Annotated in this window: 18 protein-coding genes; 9 read left to right on the top strand and 9 right to left on the bottom strand. The window is 61.4% G+C overall.

What is annotated here, in order from left to right; genetic code table 11:
* Positions 1-42: 42 nt before the first annotated feature.
* Complete coding sequence (locus ACU8HS_RS12250; RefSeq protein ID WP_112703750.1) at positions 43-2,346, bottom strand: EAL domain-containing protein; 2,304 nt, start codon at positions 2,344-2,346, stop codon at positions 43-45.
* Between the two features lie 319 nt (positions 2,347-2,665).
* Here ACU8HS_RS12250 and ACU8HS_RS12245 point away from each other — a divergent pair, with 319 nt between their 5' ends.
* Both ACU8HS_RS12245 and ACU8HS_RS12240 read left to right on the top strand, forming a co-directional pair.
* On the top strand, positions 2,666-3,205 hold the full coding sequence (locus ACU8HS_RS12245) for a TRAP transporter small permease subunit (protein ID WP_112755837.1): 540 nt from the start codon (positions 2,666-2,668) through the stop codon (positions 3,203-3,205).
* Positions 3,206-3,226: 21 nt separating this feature from the next.
* Entirely contained in the window at positions 3,227-4,720 is a 1,494-nt protein-coding gene (locus ACU8HS_RS12240) for a TRAP transporter large permease (protein ID WP_112563669.1), read from the top strand.
* A gap of 108 nt (positions 4,721-4,828) precedes the next feature.
* On the opposite strand, the gene ACU8HS_RS12235 is transcribed toward ACU8HS_RS12240, so the two are convergent.
* Positions 4,829-5,935: a TRAP transporter substrate-binding protein gene (locus ACU8HS_RS12235; protein WP_447014480.1), complete on the bottom strand. Its 1,107-nt coding sequence runs from the start codon at positions 5,933-5,935 to the stop codon at positions 4,829-4,831.
* A gap of 292 nt (positions 5,936-6,227) precedes the next feature.
* Between ACU8HS_RS12235 and ACU8HS_RS12230 the strand changes: the two genes are divergently transcribed.
* The gene (locus ACU8HS_RS12230) at positions 6,228-7,007 is read left to right on the top strand and encodes a gamma-glutamyl-gamma-aminobutyrate hydrolase family protein (RefSeq protein ID WP_447014479.1); all 780 of its coding nucleotides are present in this window, start codon (positions 6,228-6,230) and stop codon (positions 7,005-7,007) included.
* 53 nt (positions 7,008-7,060) lie between these two features.
* Here the strand turns inward: ACU8HS_RS12230 and ACU8HS_RS12225 are convergent, their stop codons facing one another.
* From ACU8HS_RS12225 to ACU8HS_RS12210, 4 genes are all read right to left on the bottom strand, one after another.
* A complete protein-coding gene (locus tag ACU8HS_RS12225) occupies positions 7,061-8,092 on the bottom strand; it encodes an aldo/keto reductase (RefSeq protein WP_447014478.1) in 1,032 nt (343 codons plus the stop codon).
* A gap of 258 nt (positions 8,093-8,350) precedes the next feature.
* Entirely contained in the window at positions 8,351-9,307 is a 957-nt protein-coding gene (locus tag ACU8HS_RS12220) for a 2-hydroxyacid dehydrogenase (protein ID WP_447014477.1), read from the bottom strand.
* 24 nt (positions 9,308-9,331) lie between these two features.
* Positions 9,332-10,354, bottom strand: coding sequence for a LacI family DNA-binding transcriptional regulator (locus ACU8HS_RS12215; RefSeq protein WP_447014476.1), 1,023 nt, complete (start codon positions 10,352-10,354; stop codon positions 9,332-9,334).
* Positions 10,355-10,473: 119 nt separating this feature from the next.
* Positions 10,474-10,983 (bottom strand): MarR family winged helix-turn-helix transcriptional regulator, encoded by a 510-nt coding sequence (locus ACU8HS_RS12210; RefSeq protein ID WP_112563657.1) that lies wholly within the window; start codon positions 10,981-10,983, stop codon positions 10,474-10,476.
* 84 nt (positions 10,984-11,067) lie between these two features.
* On the opposite strand from ACU8HS_RS12210, the gene ACU8HS_RS12205 reads away from it, so the two are divergent.
* From ACU8HS_RS12205 to cysE, 5 genes are all read left to right on the top strand, one after another.
* Complete coding sequence (locus tag ACU8HS_RS12205) at positions 11,068-11,859, top strand: creatininase family protein (RefSeq protein ID WP_447014475.1); 792 nt, start codon at positions 11,068-11,070, stop codon at positions 11,857-11,859.
* A gap of 141 nt (positions 11,860-12,000) precedes the next feature.
* Positions 12,001-13,086 (top strand): CobW family GTP-binding protein, encoded by a 1,086-nt coding sequence (locus tag ACU8HS_RS12200; protein WP_112563653.1) that lies wholly within the window; start codon positions 12,001-12,003, stop codon positions 13,084-13,086.
* On the top strand, positions 13,086-14,078 hold the full coding sequence (locus ACU8HS_RS12195; protein WP_447014474.1) for a WD40 repeat domain-containing protein: 993 nt from the start codon (positions 13,086-13,088) through the stop codon (positions 14,076-14,078). The genes ACU8HS_RS12200 and ACU8HS_RS12195 overlap by 1 nt, the downstream gene beginning before the upstream one ends.
* A 4-nt stretch (positions 14,079-14,082) precedes the next feature.
* The gene (locus tag ACU8HS_RS12190; RefSeq protein WP_112563649.1) at positions 14,083-14,565 is read left to right on the top strand and encodes a GNAT family N-acetyltransferase; all 483 of its coding nucleotides are present in this window, start codon (positions 14,083-14,085) and stop codon (positions 14,563-14,565) included.
* Between the two features lie 40 nt (positions 14,566-14,605).
* Complete coding sequence (cysE, locus tag ACU8HS_RS12185; protein WP_447014473.1) at positions 14,606-15,418, top strand: serine O-acetyltransferase; 813 nt, start codon at positions 14,606-14,608, stop codon at positions 15,416-15,418.
* A 16-nt stretch (positions 15,419-15,434) separates the two neighbouring features.
* On the opposite strand, the gene ACU8HS_RS12180 is transcribed toward cysE, so the two are convergent.
* Both ACU8HS_RS12180 and ACU8HS_RS12175 read right to left on the bottom strand, forming a co-directional pair.
* Positions 15,435-16,592 (bottom strand): GGDEF domain-containing protein, encoded by a 1,158-nt coding sequence (locus tag ACU8HS_RS12180; protein ID WP_447014472.1) that lies wholly within the window; start codon positions 16,590-16,592, stop codon positions 15,435-15,437.
* A gap of 101 nt (positions 16,593-16,693) precedes the next feature.
* Positions 16,694-17,701 carry a serine hydrolase domain-containing protein gene (locus tag ACU8HS_RS12175; RefSeq protein ID WP_447014471.1) on the bottom strand — a complete coding sequence of 336 codons (1,008 nt, stop codon included), beginning with the start codon at positions 17,699-17,701 and terminating at the stop codon, positions 16,694-16,696.
* Between the two features lie 162 nt (positions 17,702-17,863).
* On the opposite strand from ACU8HS_RS12175, the gene ACU8HS_RS12170 reads away from it, so the two are divergent.
* Entirely contained in the window at positions 17,864-18,829 is a 966-nt protein-coding gene (locus tag ACU8HS_RS12170; RefSeq protein WP_447014470.1) for an NAD-dependent epimerase/dehydratase family protein, read from the top strand.
* A gap of 61 nt (positions 18,830-18,890) precedes the next feature.
* On the opposite strand, the gene ACU8HS_RS12165 is transcribed toward ACU8HS_RS12170, so the two are convergent.
* A complete protein-coding gene (locus tag ACU8HS_RS12165; RefSeq protein ID WP_112563638.1) occupies positions 18,891-19,481 on the bottom strand; it encodes a GNAT family N-acetyltransferase in 591 nt (196 codons plus the stop codon).
* Between the last annotated feature and the right edge of the window lie 78 nt (positions 19,482-19,559).

Genomic DNA, 19,559 nt, shown 5'->3' with positions numbered 1-19,559 from the left:
TTAACGACCACCGTCGCCGCCACATCATCGGGCAGAGCCTTGTCAGGCGACCTTGCTGCGGCGGCGCGGCGAGGTGCGGCGCGTAAGGGCCTGGGAAAGGATGCCGATTTCCTTGGAGGGAACGGGCGGAGAGAAGACGTAACCCTGCACCAGGTCGGTGCTGCGATGTTTGTTGAGAAGCGCCAGCTGCTCGTGGGTTTCCACCCCCTCGACGACGATCTTGAGTCCGAGCTCGCGGGCAAGATGCACCGTGCCGCGCAGAAGCTTCAGGCGGCGCGTATCCTCCACGACGTTGCGCACGAAGGATCGGTCGATCTTGACGATATCGAGCGGCAGCGTGTCGAGATAGCTGAGGCTGGAGAAGCCGGTGCCGAAATCGTCAATGGCAATGGTGATGTCGCGGCTGCGCAGCTCGGCCAGGATTGCGCGGACGACGGCCGGCTCGTCGATCAAGCTGCTTTCGGTAATTTCCAGGTGCAGGCGCGAAGCTTCAAGCCCGGATTGCGCCAGCGCTTCGGAAACAACCGAGAGAATATCGGCATCGCGCAGATCACGCGCCGACAGATTGACCGAAACGGCGATGTGCTCCGGCCAGGTCATGCACTCTTGGCAGGCCTTGAAGAGCACGAAACGGGTGATCTGCGAGATGATGCCCATCTCTTCGGCAAGACGGATGAACACATCGGGCGGAATGGCGCCTTTTTCCGGATGCACCCAGCGCGCAAGCGCCTCGGCGCATTCGATACGCGTGCCGTCGGCCTTGAACATCGGCTGAAAGACGAGGTGCAGCGCTTTTGCGTCCACAGCATCGCGCAGATCGGCCTTTAGCTTCTGCTGCTCGATATAGCGGCCGTCCATCTCGCGCTCGAAACCGGTGATCCCGCCCTTGAGCCGCGATTTGCTGTCGAACAGCGCAAGGTCGGCCTTGACGCTCCATTCATCCATGGCGAAGGCATCGCTTTCAAGGACGGCGTAACCGGCGCTGAGCGAGACGAGGAACGTGACCTCGTCGACTTCATATTGGCCCTGGACCGCCGCGTGCAGCTTGCGGATGTCGGCATCCAGCACCTGCTTGTCGCGCGCATGCGGGAAGAAGAGAATGAACTGATCGCCCATCAGCCGGCCAACGATGGCATTACCGGCCATCTCCTTGACCCGCACGGCGATGGCGCAGAGCAGGTGGTCGCCGGTCACGTGGCCTCGCATGTCGTTGACATGCTTGAACTCGTCGATATCGAGGATCATGAAGCCGAGCGGACCCCGCTTCTTCGAATGTCTGGCGAGATAATCCTGCACGAGATTGCCGAAATATTCTCGGTTCGGCAGACCTGTCAGCGCGTCGAAGCGCACCATATGCAGGATCTTTTGTTCGGCCTTCACACGGCTCGAAACATCTTCGAAGATCAATACCGCGCCGCCATCCGCGCGCCGGCTCGCAGAGAATTCCAGCGACAGTCCTTCAGGAAAGTGAATGAGGGTACGCGACAGACTGCCTTCGGCGACCTGCGTCAGTTGTCGCAGGATCAGTTCCGGCTGCGAGGCGTCCATGAAGCTGTAACGCGCGCCATAGCGCAGGACGGCACCGAGATCGCGATCCTTCAGCCTGTCCGGCGCGCCAATCTTCAGGAGTTCGCAAGCCTTGCGGTTGATGACCTGGATCCGGTTTTCCGCGTCGACCATGACAAGGCCGTGCGGCATGTTGTTCAGCGCCGTATCGAAGCGGTCGGCGATCGAGGCAATCTCGCGGCGCGCTATCACGTTCTCATAGAGGAATTCGCGCACGCCGTTCGCCATGGCCCGCGTCGTCAGCCAGAACGGAATGAGGAAGATCGAAAGCACGCCGCGATAGAAATCCAAGGCCAGGAGGCTGCAGACGATCATTGGCAGGCAACAGAAGAGCGTCTGGAGATCGACCGCGAAGCGCGAGCCGTAGTTGCGGCCGACGACGGAAACCATGGTCGCCATGGTGACGGAAATGCAGGCAAGCTCCGCAAAGGAATCATGCACGACGAAGATGGCGTAGCCACTGGCGATGCCGAGGAGCGCGGTGGTGCAAGCTCCGCTGGCGACGAGAATCCGCTCCCAACGCTCGATTCCGGCATGCGACAGGTTCTGCTTGTCGACACGATCGAACTGGCGGAAGATGACCATGCGAACGCCGAAAACCAGAAGGAAGGCGGCCGACAGCAGGATGTAGATGGAATATTGCGTCTTGGCAGCCACGGCAAGGCACGTCGCAACATGCACGATCACGCCAACAAGAAGCGTCATCCGGTTCCCGGACAGGGAACTCACAAACGACAGATACACATCCTTAGGGACCCTGTTCGGGTTATGTGGCTTCATCCATACTTTCCCTGTGCGCGGGAAATGTAATCCGAACCTTTTAAAAATTGATTTCAAACAGTTCAAACATTTGGTCAATTTTTCTAAAACCATAGGATGAACAGCACATCCGACACGGGATATTGCAGCTTTGTCGCGAAATTATTGAAAAAAACATCCACGCCTGAGTTGCCGAAATATTCTCTGCGATCACAGGCACTTGGCTGCATAAGACTATAATCCAAGGCGGGGCATTTATCCTTCCAATTTCAAAAACCCTGGTTTACACCGGTTCCAAAGGGAGAACTGCCGAAAGCGGCAAGACAATAAGGGGAGGCGAATGTCGGTATTCTTGGCCGCCAGTCGGCTGATCGACTTGATCAGCGAGTTCATCGGCAAACTGGCTGAATATATGGTGCTGGCCTGCTGCCTGATCAGCGCCGGCAATGCGATGGTGCGTTACGCCTTCAACTACAGTTCGAACGGCTGGCTGGAAATCCAGTGGTATCTCTTCGCCTTTGTCGTCATGCTCGGCGCCTCGCATGCGCTGCGCAAGAACGAGCATGTGCGCGTCGATCTGATATACGGCTCCGTCTCCGACACGGCGAAGATCTGGATCGACATTGTCGGCCTCATCGTCTTCCTTATTCCCGCCTGCATCTTCCTCTCCATTCTCTGCTGGCCCTATTTCCTGCTCGCCTATCAGCAGGGTGAAATTTCCGGCAATGCCGGCGGCCTCATCCGCTGGCCCGTGAAGCTGATGCTCTTTGCCGGCTTCGCGCTTCTGACCCTTCAGGGCGTTTCGGAATTGATCAAGAGGATCGCCGCACTGACCGGCGCGATCAAGATCGATACGAAATACGAAAAGCCGCTGCAGTAACCCGGCCCCGGAGGAACGGATTTGTTTGACTACGGTATCATCCCGCCGGCGATGTTCCTGGGCATGGTCATTTTCATGCTCTACGGCTTCCCCGTCGCCTTCTCGCTCGCCGCCGTCGGCCTCTTCTTCGGCATCATCGGCATCGTGACCGGCCATTTCGGAGAGGTCTTTCTGCAGGCGCTGCCCTTGCGCTTCTTCGGCATCGTCTCCAACGATCTCCTGCTCGCCATCCCCTTCTTCACCTTCATGGGCGCCATATTGGAACGTTGCGGGCTCGCCGAAGATCTGCTCGAAGGCACCGGCAAGCTCTTCGGCTCCATTCCCGGCGGCCTTGCCTATGCCGTCATCCTGGTCGGCGCCGTGCTGGGCGCCATCACCGGTACGGTCGCAGCCTCCGTCATCACCATGGGCGTCATCTCGCTGCCGGTCATGCTGCGCTACGGCTACAGCCCCCGGCTTGCAACCGGCGTTATCGCCGCCTCGGGCACGATCACCCAGGTCATTCCGCCCTCGCTGGTGCTGGTGGTTCTGGCCGACCAGCTCGGCCGTTCGGTGGGCGACATGTATCTCGGCGCAATCGGCCCCTCGATCCTGCAGGTGGCGATCTTCGTCGGCTATATTCTGGTTCTCTCCATCGTCAACCCGAAGGCGATGCCGCCGCTGCCGAAGGAAGTGCGCGGCGATTTCGACTGGGCGCTGCTGATGAAGGTGCTCTGGGGCATGATCCCCTCGATCGTGCTGATCTTTCTGGTGCTCGGCACCATCTTCATGGGGCTCGCCACGCCGACGGAAGCAGGCGCCCTTGGCGTCGTCGGCGCCATGGTGCTCGCAGCCCTCCACCGCCGCCTCACATGGCCGCTGATCCGCGAAGCCATGAGCTCGACCATGCACATCACCACCATGGTCGTGATGATCCTGATCGGCTCGACCTGCTTCAGCCTGGTCTTCCAGGGCATGGACGGTTCGCGCTGGATCGAGCATATGCTCTCGGGCATCCCCGGCGGTCCCGTCGGTTTCCTGATCTTCGTCAACATCTTCATCTTCATCCTCGCCTTCTTCCTCGACTTCTTCGAGATCGCCTTCATCGTCATCCCGATGCTGGCGCCGGTCGCCTCCAATCTCGGCATCGACCTGATCTGGTTCGGCGTGCTGATCTGCGTGAACATGCAGACGAGTTTCATGCACCCGCCCTTCGGCTTCGCGCTCTTCTACCTGCGCTCCATCGCCAACCGCGATGTCCGCACCAGGGACATCTATCTTGGCGCCCTGCCCTGGGTTGGCATGCAGCTCATTCTCGTGGCGATCGTGATCTTCTGGCCGCAATCGGTCACTTACTGGCTGGACCACGGACCGAAGGTGGACCCCAATTCCATCAAGATCGAAGTACCGGGTTTCGGCGGCCAGCTCGGCTTGCCGTCGTTGGGGCAACCGGGCGGCGGCAACGGCACGCCGCAGATTCCGGGCCTGACCTTGCCGGCGCTGCCGAGCACTCCTCCGCCGCCACCCGCGCAATAGGCCGTCCCCGTATTTGGGGAAAACGGAAACGCGCGTGCGAAAAGAAATGCCCCGGATTTGTCACCCGGGGCTCTCGAGATCGGTTTCGGTAAAGAAGCGGCAGGATGCCTAGATCTTGCCCGCGCGCTGCTGGATCATCATGAACGTATCGAACGTATATTCCGAGAGCTGCATCCAGAGATAGGCATCCTTCTTGAAGGCCGTCTGGTCGTCGTAGATCTTCTTGAAATACTGGTTCGTACCCGAGATTTCGCTGTAGATGCCCATCGCGGCCTGAAAGCAGGCTTCCATGATCTCCTGGCTGAACGGGCGCAGGGTCGCGCCCTCGGCGACAAGCTGCTTCAGTGCAGTCGGGTTCTTCGTGTCGTATTTTGCCAGCATGTTGGTGTTGGCATAAGCGCAGGCGTCGGTCAGCGCTCCCTGATAGTGCTTCGGCAGGCTGCTCCATTTGTCGAGATTGAAGAACGCATGCACCGTCGGGCCGCCTTCCCACCAGCCCGGGTAATAGTAGTATTTTGCTACCTTGTGGAAGCCGAGCTTCAAATCGTCGTAGGGGCCGACGAATTCTGCCGCATCGATCGTTCCCTTTTCGAGCGCCGGATAGATATCGCCGCCGGCGATCTGCTGCGGGATGACGCCAACCTTCTCCATGACGCGGCCGGCAAGGCCGGCAATACGCATCTTGACGCCCTTGAGATCGTCGAGCGTATTGATTTCCTTGCGGAACCAGCCGCCCATCTGGGCGCCGGTATTGCCTGCCGGCAGGGCATACATCCCCTGCGTGGCATAGAATTCGTTCATCAGGCTATTGCCGTTGCCCTCGTAGAACCAGGCATTGGTCAACCGGCTGTTCAGGCCGAACGGAATGGCCGTTCCGATGGCGTAGGTCGGGTCCTTGCCGACGAAATAATAGGAAGTGGTGTGGGCTGCCTCGACAGTGCCCGCCGCCACCGCATCGACGGCCTGCAGGCCGGGTACGATCTCGCCGGCTGCGAAAGGCTGGATCGTGAAATTGCCGTCGGTGGCATCGGAAACGTGCTTGGCGATATCTTCGGCGCCGCCGTAGATCGTGTCCAGGCTCTTCGGAAACGACGAGGTCATGCGCCAGGCAATCTTCGGATTTTCCTGCGCAATTGCAGGCGCTGCCAGAGCAGTCGCGGCAACGGCACCGGCGCCGGCTGTTCCCGCCTTTTTCATAAATGAACGACGATCCATCAAAAACCTCCCGTATAGATGGCACTGCGCGGTCGATCCTCACCCCTACCCGCAGTAACGGCAAAGCTAAGCATGGCGCAAGACGCGTTTCAAGCTTTAGTCTATTAGTCTTTGGGATCACGACCCTTCTGTGGCGCAACCCGCACATCCATCGGAATCAGCGGCTTAGCCGGTGCGGCGCCTGTTAGCGCCGCTTGTTGCGCCGCAATTTGGCCACCACCTGCATCCAAGCGTTGACTTGCCGGCCATTCTGGCCGCAGAAACGTGCGATAGTGTTTTCTCCGGGGTGAAAATGACGAAACCGATCGTTGCCATTCCTGCCGATATCCGCAGCCTCGACGGCGCAACCTGGCATGCCGTACAGCACCAATATCTGCGCGCGGCGCTGAATGCCGCCGGCGTCATGGCCTTCATGATCCCCGCCTTCGAAGAAGGATACGAGACGGATGCGATCCTTGATCGCGTCGACGGCGTGCTGGTGTCGGGCTCGGCCAGCAATGTGCACCCCTCGCTCTACGGCATCGAAGCCACCGACGCCGACGGCCCCTTCGATCCCGCCCGCGACGCCACCAGCCTGCCGCTGATCCGCCGCGCCATCGACCGCGCCATCCCGCTTCTCGCCATCTGCCGCGGCATTCAGGAACTGAACGTTGCGCTCGGCGGCTCGCTTGCCAGCGAAATCCAGGAACAGCCGGGCATCTGGGATCACCGCAAACCCGATGTCAGCGACCGCGACGGCATGTATGCAATCCGCCAGAGCGTCTTCATCAAGGAAGGCTCCTGCATTGCCGGTATCGTCGGCGCCGGCGAGATCCGTGTGAACTCCCTGCATCGCCAGGCGATCGCCAGGACCGCCCCGCGCCTGCAGGTGGAAGCCACCGCAGAGGACGGCACGATCGAAGCCGTTTCCGTCATAGATGCCAAGGCCTTTGCCGTCGGCGTGCAGTGGCATCCGGAATATTGGGCAGAAACCGACAAGCCCTCGAACAGGCTCTTCACCGCTTTCGGCGATGCGGTCAGGGATTACGCCGCCAGCAAGCTGCCGGCGCGGCCGGCGCAGGCAATTGCCTGAAACAGAACGGCCGCCGGATCGCCCCGGCGGCCCTTCCATTCTGGCAGGCCGGCTCAGCGGCCGCCTTCGATCTTGCGGTGACGCTGGTTCGTACCGTTGACGCCATAGGGATATTGCCCCGGCGTTGGCGCGCTGACCTCATTGAGCTTTGCTGTTTCTTCTACCGTGAGAACGAATTCTGCTGCCCCGAGATTGTCCGCGAGCTGCTCAGACGTGCGCGCGCCAAGGATAACCGAGGTCACGGCCGGACGCGCCGCCACCCAGGACAGCGCCACCTGCGCCATGCTGACGCCGCGCGCCTTGGCGATTTCCTCCACTGCGTTGATAATATCCCAGGTCCGCTCCTGCGAATTGCGGGCCGCATAGGCTTCGCCGCCGCGATTGGGATTTTCGCCGAGGCGCGTTGCCCCCGTCGGCATCTCGTCGCGCTTGTATTTGCCGGTCAGCCAGCCGCCGCCCAGCGGCGACCAGGGCAGCAGGCCCATGCCGGCATCCTGGCAGGCATCGACGATCTCAAGCTCGATGTCGCGCATGAGGAGGTTATATTGCGGCTGCAGCGTCACCGGCCGCGTATAGCCCTGCGCCTTGGCGATCTCGGAAGCCTTGGCAATGTGCCAGGCGACATAGTTGGAGAAGCCGTAATAGCCGATCTTGCCGGCACGCACGGCATCGTCGAGGAAGCGCAACGTTTCCTCGATCGGCGTCAGGGCATCCCATGCATGCATCTGGTAGAGGTCGATATGTTCGACACCCAGGCGACGCAGCGAATCGTTGAGCGCCTGATTGAGGTGACGGCGGGAAAGGCCGATATCGTTCGGTCCATCCCCCATCGGGAAGCGGCCTTTGGTGGCGATCACGGCCTGCTTTGCCTCGGTCGGGCGGGCCTTCAGCCAGCGGCCGATGATCTCCTCCGATGCACCGGCGCTGTAAACGTCAGCGGTATCGATGAAATTGCCGCCCCAGGCGAAGTAGTCGTCGAGTATCCTGAAGGAAGCCGCCTCATCGGACTCCTTCCCGAACGTCATGGTACCCAGGCAATAGGCGGTGACGACGGCCCCGCTGGGACCGAGCTTGCGATAATCCATTTCTGCCTCCTTCCAGAAAGTGCCGGCTGCCGGCGCACAAAGGCGCCGGGCGGAGCAGACGCTCCCCGATCAAATCGCGATGTATAAGCTTGAGACGGCGAGACGCCGCCGATGACAATCACGGTCGCCGGGAATGGTGCGACCGGGTCAAGCATAGCCAATCCTTCCCGACCGACCAAGTGGGAAACGGGAAAAAGACCAAAGGCAAAATAGGAATAAGCGAAGCGCTTCCTCCGCCTTCGCGGAGGGAGCCTCGTTCTACTTCCTGACCGGTGTCTCCGCTACCGGCGTGACAGGCTCGCCCTGCTCGAACCAGGCGATGAGATTCCGTGCCACCAGATCCGCCATGGCGTTGCGTGTGGGGATGGAGGCGGAGCCGACATGCGGCACCAGCACCGTGTTCGGCGCGGCCAGCAGGCCGGCCGGCACATGCGGCTCGTCATAGAAGACATCGAGCCCGGCCGCACCGATCGTACCGGCAGTCAGCGCGGCGGTCAGAGCATCCTCATCCACCGTCCAGCCGCGGCCGATATTGATGACGATGCCGTCGGGGCCGAGCGCAGACAGAACCTCTGCATCGACGGTCTTATGCGTCTGCGGCGTCTTCGGCACGATCGCAATCAGCGTATCGACAGCCTCCGCGAGCCCCTTCAAGGTCGGGTGATAATCATAGGGAGCATCGGCGTGGCGCGAGCGGGTGTGATAGCTGATCTTCACCTTGAAGGGCTCCAGCCGCCTGGCAATCTCCAGGCCGATCCGGCCGAGACCGTAGAGGCCGACATGCCGGCCCTTCAGCGAAAAGCGCGTCAGCGGATAGGCGGCACCCGGCTTCCAGTTGCCGGCCCGCAGCCAGTTCTCCGCTTTCGGCAGCTCGCGAACGGTGTTGAGCAGAAGCACGATCGCCGTGTCGGCCACTTCATCGTTCAGCACATCGGGCGTATTGGTGACGATGATGCCTTTCGAACCTGCAAGCCTGGCATCGATACCGTCATATCCCACACCGAAGCTCGCGACGATTTCGATATTGGGCAGCTGCTCGAACCAGGCGGCCGGGAAAGCCCCGCTGACCGCCACGCCGCGAATGCGTTTCGCCGTCTCGGTATCGAGATCGAGCGTTTCCTTGCGTTCGACACTGATGACCTCGAAGCGATCCTTTAGCTGGGCAAGGACGCGATCATGCATCTTCCCGGGAACGAGAACGGCAATACGGGACATGGCTTTTCCTCTTGGCTTCGGCGGTCAGGTACGCGGCCGATAGGGGCTGGTGGACTGGCGGATACGCATTTCCGGCTTGATGAGATGGATACCATCGGGTTCATGGCTGCCGGCAAGCCGATCAAGTAGGGCGCGGGCGGCAAGACGTCCAACCTCCGTCTGGCCGTTCCAGACGGTGGTCAGCGCCGGCGTGGCGATCGAGGCCTCCTCCAGATCGTCATAGCCGGTGACCGAGATATCGCTGCCGGGTACGAGGCCGGCACGGGCAATGCCGTTCATCAGGCCGATGGCAACCAGATCGTTCCAGCAGACGGCCGCAGTCGGCTTCTGCGGCAGCGACAGGAAATGCACGGCCGCCTCGAAACCACCCTGTTTCGAGCGGGGACCGGGAATGCGCAGGTTCGAATCGACCTCGATGCCGGCCTTGCGCAGCGCGTTGACATAACCCTGATAGCGGTCACGTCCGGTCGAGGTCTGATCCGTGCCGCCGATCATGGCGATGGTGCGATGACCGAGGCCGATCAGGTGGTTGGTGGCAAGCGAGATGCCGTAGCTGTCGTCGCCGCGATAGGTCGGCACGTCCTGGCTGTCCATCGAACGGGCAACGAGAATGGCCGGCATGCCGTTCTCTTCCGCAAGCTGGATATCTTCCGGCGGCGTGCCGATTGCCGGCGACATGATCACCCCGTCGCCGCCGAGCTGCAGCAGGGTCTCGATGAAGGTGCGCTGCTTCTCGACGGAATCGTAATGGTTGGAAAGGATGAAGGTGTGGCGGCTGCGGTCGAGCTCGCTTTCGATCGCCTTCAGGATCTCGCCGTAGAACGGGTTCATGATGTCGTGGACCACGACGCCGATAATGCCGGAGCGCGAGGTGCGCAGGCTGGCGGCGCGGCGGTTGTAGATGTAGCCCAGTGCGCGTGCCTGTTCCTTGATCTTCTCCCGCGTATTGCCGGCTACAAGGGGACTGTCGCGTAAGGCCAGGGAAACGGTCGCCGTTGATATGCCGAGCGTTTCGGCAATCGTCGAAAGCTTGATCTTCTGCGCCACGTCTCCTCCTCCAGGCAACGCGTGAAGCTGGTCAAGGACTGCCGCAGTGCAGCGGCAGCCTTAAAAAATTTAATTAAAAGATTTAAGCGATACAGGCAATTCGCCTTTTGAGGAAATTTTCAATCTTCCTCATCTTCGTCGACATGCATGGCTTCCGCCTGCAGATTGGCGTCGATCGCCTTCAGCAGACGCACGAGATTGCGGATTTCCTTTTCGGAGAAATCAAGCGTCGCGAGCCTGTCGCAGGAGGACGCGGCAAGCTCGATCGCCTGCACGCTGCCGCGGCCGAGTTCGGTGAGGTAGACCTTGGTGAGCCGGGCATCCTCGGCATCGGGCTTGCGCTCGAGGAACCCCTGCGCCTCCATGCGGCCGATCGTGCGCGTCATGGTGGGTGCCTTGACGCCGAGCTTCTGGGCAAGCCCGCCGGCCGTCATGCCGTCGCTTTCGGCAAGCGAAAGGATCACACCGTCCTGGCCGGCATAGAGACCGCTTTCCAGCAGGTTGCGTGACAGGACCGTGCGCATGGAGCGGGCAGCCTGCGTCAGGGCCGGCGAAAGATCGGCGAGCGTATACTCGGTCTGGTCCTTCCTTTTCTTGTGCTTCTTGCCGTCCTTATGCTTCTTGCCCATTGCCATCCCTTTGATCTTTAAGCACTGCCCAGGCTGCGATATGACATTGCCCATCATCTCGTCATAAACAAGAGGCAAGGCCCGATGTTGGTTCCGTCGTTCCGTTTCGAGGACAATGACCCGGCGCTCGCGCCGGAGGCACGTCGCCGCTGGATAGCTGTCCTGCCACTCGGCGCCCATGAACAGCACGGTCCGCATCTGCCCTTCGAAACCGACACGTTGATCGCCGAAGGTATCGTCAACAGGCTGAAAACCGCCCTGCCGGCCGGTTTGCCCGTCACCGTACTCCCTGTCGAATCGGTCGGCTACTCCTTAGAGCACATGGATGTTGAAGGAACGAAGACGCTTCCTTTTGATACAGCCATAAAGCGCTGGCTCACTATCGCCGAAGGACTGACGAAACTGGGCATCCGCAAGTTCGTGATGCTGAACGCCCATGGCGGCAACTCACCGCTGATGACGATCGTCGCCACGGAAGCGCGCGTGCGTTTCAACATGCTCGCCATCGCCACCAGCTGGACCCGCTTCGGCGTTCCCGACGGTGTGATCTCTCCCGAAGAAAAGGCGGTCGATATCCACGGCGGCGATATCGAGACATCCGTCATGCTGGCTCTCCATCCGGAGCGCGTGGACATGGCGAGCGCGGCCGACTTCACCTCCCGCCAGACGGAGTTTGCCGAGCGCTTCAGACACCTGCGCGCCTATGGCCCGCACGCCTTCGGCTGGAAGATGTCGGACCTCAATCCGCAGGGCGTTGCCGGCAACGCCGCGAAGGCAACCGCGGCAAAGGGCGAAGCACTGATTGCCCATGCTGTCGGCGGCTTGGTGGAACTGCTGCAGGATGTCGACGCCTTCGACGCGGACCGGCTGCGATAACGCCGGTTTCGATGATTAGGCAATGTGATCTTATAACATACAAAACCCTTTGAACTGCCGCTCCCAAGCGCCTATATGAAACCGACCAATTCCGGCCCCGAACTTTGCCTCGGGGTCAAAGCCCTATTCCTAGAGGTTCTCATGACCGACGCGATCCAGACACAGCAGAAGCCCATCCCCGTTACCGTGCTCACCGGTTATCTCGGCGCGGGCAAGACGACGCTGCTCAACCGTATCCTTTCCGAAAATCACGGCAAGAAATATGCGGTTATCGTCAACGAGTTCGGCGAGATCGGCATCGACAACGACCTGATCGTCGAATCCGACGAAGAAATCTACGAAATGAACAATGGCTGTGTGTGCTGCACGGTCCGCGGCGACCTGATCCGTGTCGTCGAAGGCCTGATGCGCCGCCCCGGCCGTTTCGATGGCATCATCGTCGAAACCACCGGCCTTGCCGATCCGGTTCCCGTCGCCCAGACCTTCTTCATGGATGACGACGTCCGTTCCAAGACCGAGCTCGACGCCGTCGTTGCTCTCGTCGACGCCAAGCACCTGCCGCTGCGCCTGAAGGACAGCCGCGAGGCCGAAGATCAGATCGCCTTCGCCGATGTCGTCATCATCAACAAGACCGATCTCGTGACACCGGAAGAGCTGGCCCAGATCGAGGATATCGTCGGTGCCATCAACCCGGCCGCCCGCGTCTACAAGACCAGCCGTTCGGGCGTCGATCTCGCCCGCGTTCTGGACCAGGGCGCCTTCAACCTCGAGCGCGCGCTGGAAAACGATCCGCACTTCCTCGAGCACGGCCATGACGATCACGTCTGCGGCCCGGATTGCGATCATGATCACCATCATCACGACCACCATGATCATGACCACGACCATCATCACCACCATCACGGTGACATGTCGGCCATCCACGACATCACGGTACAGTCCGTTTCGCTGCGCGGCGGCGAGATGAACCCGGAGCGCTTCTTCCCCTGGATTCAGAAGATCACCCAGACGCAGGGTCCGAACATCCTGCGGCTCAAGGGCATCATCGCTTTCAAGGATGACGCCGAGCGCTATGTCGTCCAGGGCGTGCACATGATCATCGAAGGCGATCACCAGCGTCCGTGGAAGGATGGCGAAAAGCACGAGAGCCGTCTCGTCTTCATCGGCCGCGACCTCGACCGCACCAAGCTCGAAGAATCCTTCAAGGCGTGCGAGGCGACTGCCTGATGCCGACAGTTGCACCGCTTGATCTCGACGGCCACGTTCTGGCCGTCGAATTTTTAGGTGATGTCCCCTTCTTCGCGAGTGCCGACGGCACCTTTCACCGGCTCGAAGGCAACGACAAGGTCATCGAAGCCCACCAGGGCATGCTGACGGCGATCCGCGATCCCTATAGCGAAAGCCTGATTTCCGGCGGCGAAGACGGCAAGGTGCTACGCATCGGCGCAGACGGCAATGTCAGCGAGATCGCGTCGGCGCCGCGCAAATGGATTTCGCAGGTCGCCGCCGGCCCGCAGGGGGCGGTCGCCTATTCCTACGGCAAGAGCACGCTCGTGCGTCTGGCCGACGGCACGACCAAGGAATTTCCCGAAGAGCGCACGGTCGAAGGCATCGCCTTCGCGCCGAAGGGCCTGCGCATTGCCGCAGCGCGTTATAACGGCGTTTCGCTTCATTGGGTCGGCACGAACGCCAAGCCGATCGATCTCGAATGGAAGGGCGCCCATACCGGCGTGACCTTCTCGCCCGACGGCAATTTTCTCGTTACCTCGATGCAGGAAAACGCGCTGCACGGCTGGAAGCTCGACGGCAAGTCGGGCGCGGAGGCCCGCCACATGCGCATGACCGGCTATCCGGCCAAGGTAAAGTCGCTCTCCTGGTCGGCCAAGGGCAAATGGCTTGCCTCCTCGGGTGCACCGGCCGCCATCGTCTGGCCCTTCCAGGGCAAGGACGGTCCGATGGGCAAGGCGCCGCTGGAACTCGGAACCCGCGCAAACATCATGGCAACCGCGGTGAAATTCCATCCGGCCGAGGATATCCTCGCCATCGGCTTCATCGACGGCATGATCCTCGCCGTCCGTCTCGCAGACAGCAAGGAAGCCCTGCTGCGACGCCCCGGCAAGGGTGCGATCACGAGCATGAGCTGGAGCAGGAACGGCAAGCTGCTCGCCTTCGCCTCCGAAACCGGCGATTGCGGCGTGGTGGATATCGCGGCGGCCTGATCCCATGGCCATCGAGATCGCGCCTCTGACGGCCGGACATGCGTATCAGGCGGCCATGGTGCGGCGGATCGCACTATGGCACGCCCTGCCGCATCTTCGCGATGTGCACACGCCCGAGGAAGACGAAGCCTACTGGCGAAGCCATCTGCTGGCGGAATACACGGCTCTCGGCGCTTTCGTCGACGCCGGACTCGTCGGCGTCATCGCCTACGGAAATGGCTGGATCGAGCAGCTCTATATTCTGCCCGATGTGCAGGGGATGGGGATCGGCACGAGGCTTCTTTCCTCTGCGACAGACGAGATGAACGACGTTCGCCTGTGGACATTCCAGCAAAATCGCCGTGCACGCGCCTTCTATGAAGCGCGTGGCTTCTCGCCCATCGCGGAAACGGACGGCAGCGACAACGAGGAAGGAGAGCCTGACATGCTCTACCATTGGCGTCGCCTCGCGGAACCGGTGTATAGTGCCGTTCCATACCGTCGCTGAAAATCGGCCGCGCGCAGATTGCAAGAACAGGGATCCGAATATGCACGCTTCGAATAGTGCCGCCGCCAAGGAGCTGGGCGCCTTCACGTCGGTGTGGTCGGCAATTCGCGCCGAGGCGACGGATCTCGCCGCGCGTGAGCCGACATTGCGCACTTTGCTCGAAACGCAGATTATCCGCGCCGATAGCGACGCAGATATCATCGCGCATGTGATCTCCGCGCGCCTCGCCGTGGCGAAGGTCGATACCGAGGAACTCTTCCGGCTGTTTCACGGGATGTTGCTCGAGCATGCCGATATAGGCACCGCCATCGAAGCCGATCTGCTGGCCGTGCGCGAGCGCGATCCGGCCTGCAGCACCTATCTGCACGCGCTGCTGAACCTCAAGGGGTTTCATGCCCTGCAGACACACCGCATTGCCCATGCTCTCTGGACCGCCGGCCGTTTCGAGATTGCCAGCTGGCTTTCCAACCTCGCCTCGCTGGTCTTCGGTCCCGATATCCATCCGGCGGCAAGGATCGGCTCGTCGATCATGCTGGACCACGGCTCGGGCATCGTCATCGGCGAGACGGCCGTCATCGAGGACGAGGTCTCGATCCTGCAGAATGTCACGCTCGGCGGAACCGGCAAGGAGACGGGAGACCGCCACCCGAAAATCCGCCACGGCGTGATGATCGGTGCCGGCGCGAAGATCCTCGGCAATATCGAGATCGGCGCGTTCAGCAAGATCGCCGCCGGCAGTGTCGTGCTCAAACCGGTGCCGGCCCATTGCACGGTGGCCGGCGTCCCGGCAACGGTGGTGCGTATTCACCGCAACGATGAAATTCCCGCCGAAACGATGGATCAGAACATCTGAGGACGGCGAAGCGCCGTCAGGCGGCCTGCTGGCTTTCCCCAGACACCTCGACACGGTTGCGGCCTTCCCGTTTCGAGCGGTAGAGTGCCTCATCCGCCTTCTGCACAAGTCGTTCGAAATCCCCGATCTCGGGCGTACGTACGGAAACGCCGATGCTCAAGGTCGGAAAGATCGCCAGATCCGGCATCTGCATGACCGCCGCCGCGAAGGAAAGCCGAACACGGTTTGCGATCGCCACGGCCTCTTCCCGATCCACAGTCCCAAGCACCGCCAGGAATTCGTCCCCGCCCTGTCGGGCAAGCAGGTCGCCGGGACGCAGGATGCCCTTCGCCACCGTGGAAAAAAGCCGCAGAACCTCATCGCCTGCGGCATGGCCGTGCCGGTCGTTCAACTGCTTGAAATTGTCGACATCGATGATGAGAAGCGATAGCGGATGGCCGGCGAGCTGCGGCACATGCTGGGCAAGGCCGCTGCGGTTGAGCACCCCGGTGAGCGGATCGTGATGGGCAAGCTCGATGAGCTGGTTGCGGCTGCGCTCCGCCGCCATCAGCACCATCGCCATGCTGCGCAGCATGATGAAGGCCACCGCCGATACCGCCATCCAGCTATGGACCACGCTGGCGCCGAAGGGATCCGGCCCGCCGATATTGCCGGTTGCGGCCAGAAAGCTGCGGACGGCAAAAATGGCCGCAGTGGCGACGTAAAGCCCGCAAAGAAGTGCCGCCGAATAGAGCTTCTCGCGCCGGGCAATGCCTGCGGCTTCCCTGACGATGGTAAGGTCACAAAGGCAGCAGATCACCGAGACATAAAGAAGGCGCTCGGATACCGCAGCCGGGTCGCTGATGAAAAGCGCCACCGGCAGGCTGCCGCAGACGATCACGATCCAGGAATGGCGCCGGTCGATCGGATGCCCCGCAAAGGCGCGGACGGCAAAGAACATCAGCATGTAACCGACAATGGTCAGCACGTTACCCGCGTCGATGGAGATATAGTAGGGAACGAAGTTGCGCAGTGCGACGAGAAAGGAGCCGATACCGACGAGCAGGTTGCTGGCACCCCACCAGAGCGGCCAGCGTTCGAAGCGGCCTGTCGCATAGGCGGCAAATTGGAGAGCGCTCAGAACGATACAGCTCACCGCAACGATGAAATAAATAGTCCGCAGATCCAGCAGCATCGAACTCGTCCCGAAGTCCCACGCCGCGTACCCTACAGGAGGCGATTTGCGGTTTGATTGGATGCTTTGTTAAAAATCTAACGATCCACGCTTTTTCTGCGTCAGGCAGCGCGCACAGTGCTGATGATCTCACCCAGCAGGTCATGCAGCGCATCCCTGTAGCCGTTGCGCGCGGACGGGCCGCTCTCCTGCGAGGTCATGACGACGGTGAGATCGAGTGACGGCACGATATAGAGCATCTGGCCCCCATAGCCCCAGGCGAAATGCACCTCCTCCCCACCGATCTGCCGCGTGAACCAGCCGTAGCCATAGTCGTCGCCGGAGAAGCGCGAATTGGTACGGCGCTGCCAGGACAGGCCGACCCAGTCGGCAGGGACCACCTGTCGGCCATCGGTTGTACGCCCGCCATTGCGGTAGAGTTCGCCGAAGGCGAGCAAGGATCGGGCGCTCATCGCCATCTGGTTGCCACCGAGATAGATCCCCTGCGGATCCCGCTCCCACGCGCCGATATGGAAGCCCTCGACCGGCCCAAGCCATTCCCGCGCCAGCGCCAGCGTCGATCTGCCGCCGACTTTGGTGAGAATGGCGGAGAGAATATGCGTCGAAGCGGTGGAATAGAGCATTGCTCCGCCCGGCTGATCGACGAACGGCTGCGAGAGTGCAAAGCGGACCCAGTTGCGTGAGGAAACCCAGCGGCCGTAGTTCGGCCCTGACAGGCGATCCAGCCCCGCCTGCATGGAAAGAAGGTTGCCGATCGTGATCTCGTTGAGGCGAGGATCCGCAGACGCCGGCAGATCGGCCTTCAGGATCGGCGCGATCTTCTGATCCGGCCCTTCCAGCAGCCCCTTGCCGATGGCGATACCGACCAGCGCCGAAATGATCGATTTCGAAGCGGATTTGATGTTGGTCGATTCCAATGGCGTGTGGCCACGGTAGCCGTGCTCCGCCACGATGCGTCCGTCACGGGCGACAATGACGGTTTTCAGCGGCTTCAGCTCGTCCCGGTTTGCGAGATTGTCAAGCAGGGCCGAAACGGCGTCATTCTGCTGCTGGGCGACAGCGTCAAAGGGAACGAGCAGCAGAAGACTGAGAACAAGGCGTTTGATCATGGAGCGATGAGCTAGTGCGACTGCCTGGTAAATCAGTAGCGAAGGCCGGCGATTCACGCGGACGTGAAACTTTATGATCCGCGCATTGGCCACTTGCCGTTCAGTGAAGCGGCACGACATAGTGCACAGCACAAGCCCGAATGCGCATCTGGAGGAGATTGCATGGCCCGCGTAATCGTCATCGGAGCAACAGGACATGTCGGCACCTATCTTGTGCCCCGCCTCGTCGAGGCCGGCCATCAGGTCGTGGCGATCAGCCGCGGCGCAGCCGCACCTTACAAGGCGCATGACGCATGGAGGCGGGTCGACATCAGACATATGGACCGCTCGGCGCTAGAGGCCGAAGACCGTTTCGGGGAGGCGATCCGCGCGCTTGAAGGCGAAATCGTCATCGACATGATCTGCTTCACGCCTGAAAGCGCCGAACAGCTCGCAGCCGCGCTTGACGGTCGTGTCCGCCATTTTCTCCATACCGGCACGATCTGGACACATGGCTTCTCCACCGTCGTTCCGACACCCGAAGAGGCACCGAAGAAGCCATTCGGCGACTACGGCGTGAAGAAAGCGGCGATCGAAGCCTATCTTTTGAGGATGGCGCGGGAGAGAAACTTCCCCGCAACGCTGATCCATCCGGGCCATATCGTCGGTCCCGGTTGGAACCCGCTGAACCCGGCCGGCCACTTCAATCCCGCGGTCTTCACGACGCTGGCACGCGGCGAGACGCTGGCCCTGCCGAATTTTGGCATGGAAACCGTCCATCACGTCCACGCCGATGACATTGCCGAACTCTTCATGGCGGCCATCGCAAAGCCCGAGGCTGCCGTTGGTGAGGCCTTCCATGCGGTGTCGGAAAAGGCGATCACGCTGCGAGGTTACGCCGAGGCTATGGCCGCGTGGTTCGGCCAGGAGGCGAAACTGGAATTCCTGCCCTACGAAAGCTGGGCGGAAAGACAGAAACCCGAGGAGGCGAAAGCCACCTGGGAACATATCGCCCGCAGCCCCAACTGCTCGATGGAAAAGGCCCGCCGGCTGCTCGGTTTCACGCCGCGCTACAGCTCGCTGCAGGCCGTGCAGGAAGCCGTCCGCTGGCTGATCGAGAATGGCCGCGTCGAGGCAAAGGCTCCGTGAACCGTCGCCGATAGGCCTGAAACGGAAAAGCCCCTCCCGGAAATGGGAGGGGCGATGCCGGTCAGGCCGCCTTCCGGACCGGCGCGCCGGCCAGCATGCGTCCCGACGGGACGATCATGCCGGCCGCGCCGCCAAGCCACCCCTCGACGAGCTCGAGCGCCAGAAAGCGCGAGCGTTCGAAGGGGCCGGGCATGACGAGGTGACGAGCCTTCTCGGCGGAAAAGCCGAAGCGCTCGTAATATTCCGCATCGCCGACGAGCAGGACTGCGCCGTGACCACGGTTCTTTGCTTCGAGAAGAGCCGCACGCATCAGCGCCGAGCCGATACCCTTGCCGCCATGCTTGTTGTCGACGGCGAGCGGGCCGAGCAGCAGCGCGTCGAGTGCCGTACCTTCCTGGTTGATGCCGGCCTCGACATTCCACAGACGAACCGTGCCGATCACCCGACCGTCGCGGTCACGCGCCACCAGTGCCAGGCCCTCGGCCGGAATGCGGTTGCGGCGGATCATTTCCGACGATTTCTTGCGGCGGTCCGGCCCCATGACACGGTCGAGCAAGGTCTCGCGGGCGACGACGTCGGACGGATTTTCCGCGTCGATAGTGAAGGTGACAGGCGCAAAAAATGCGCGGACAGAATCAAGAACAGCGGCCATTTTGGCCTCCCGCACTCAAAACCGTTTCAGACGGTGACTTCGGAGAATTGTGAATTTGCCGCCCCGGCTGGTTACGGG

Source organism: Rhizobium sp. KDH_Rht_773_N (assembly GCF_052946295.1).
The sequence above is the reverse complement of the archived record's forward strand: the minus strand, read 5'-3'. Positions and strand labels throughout refer to the sequence as shown.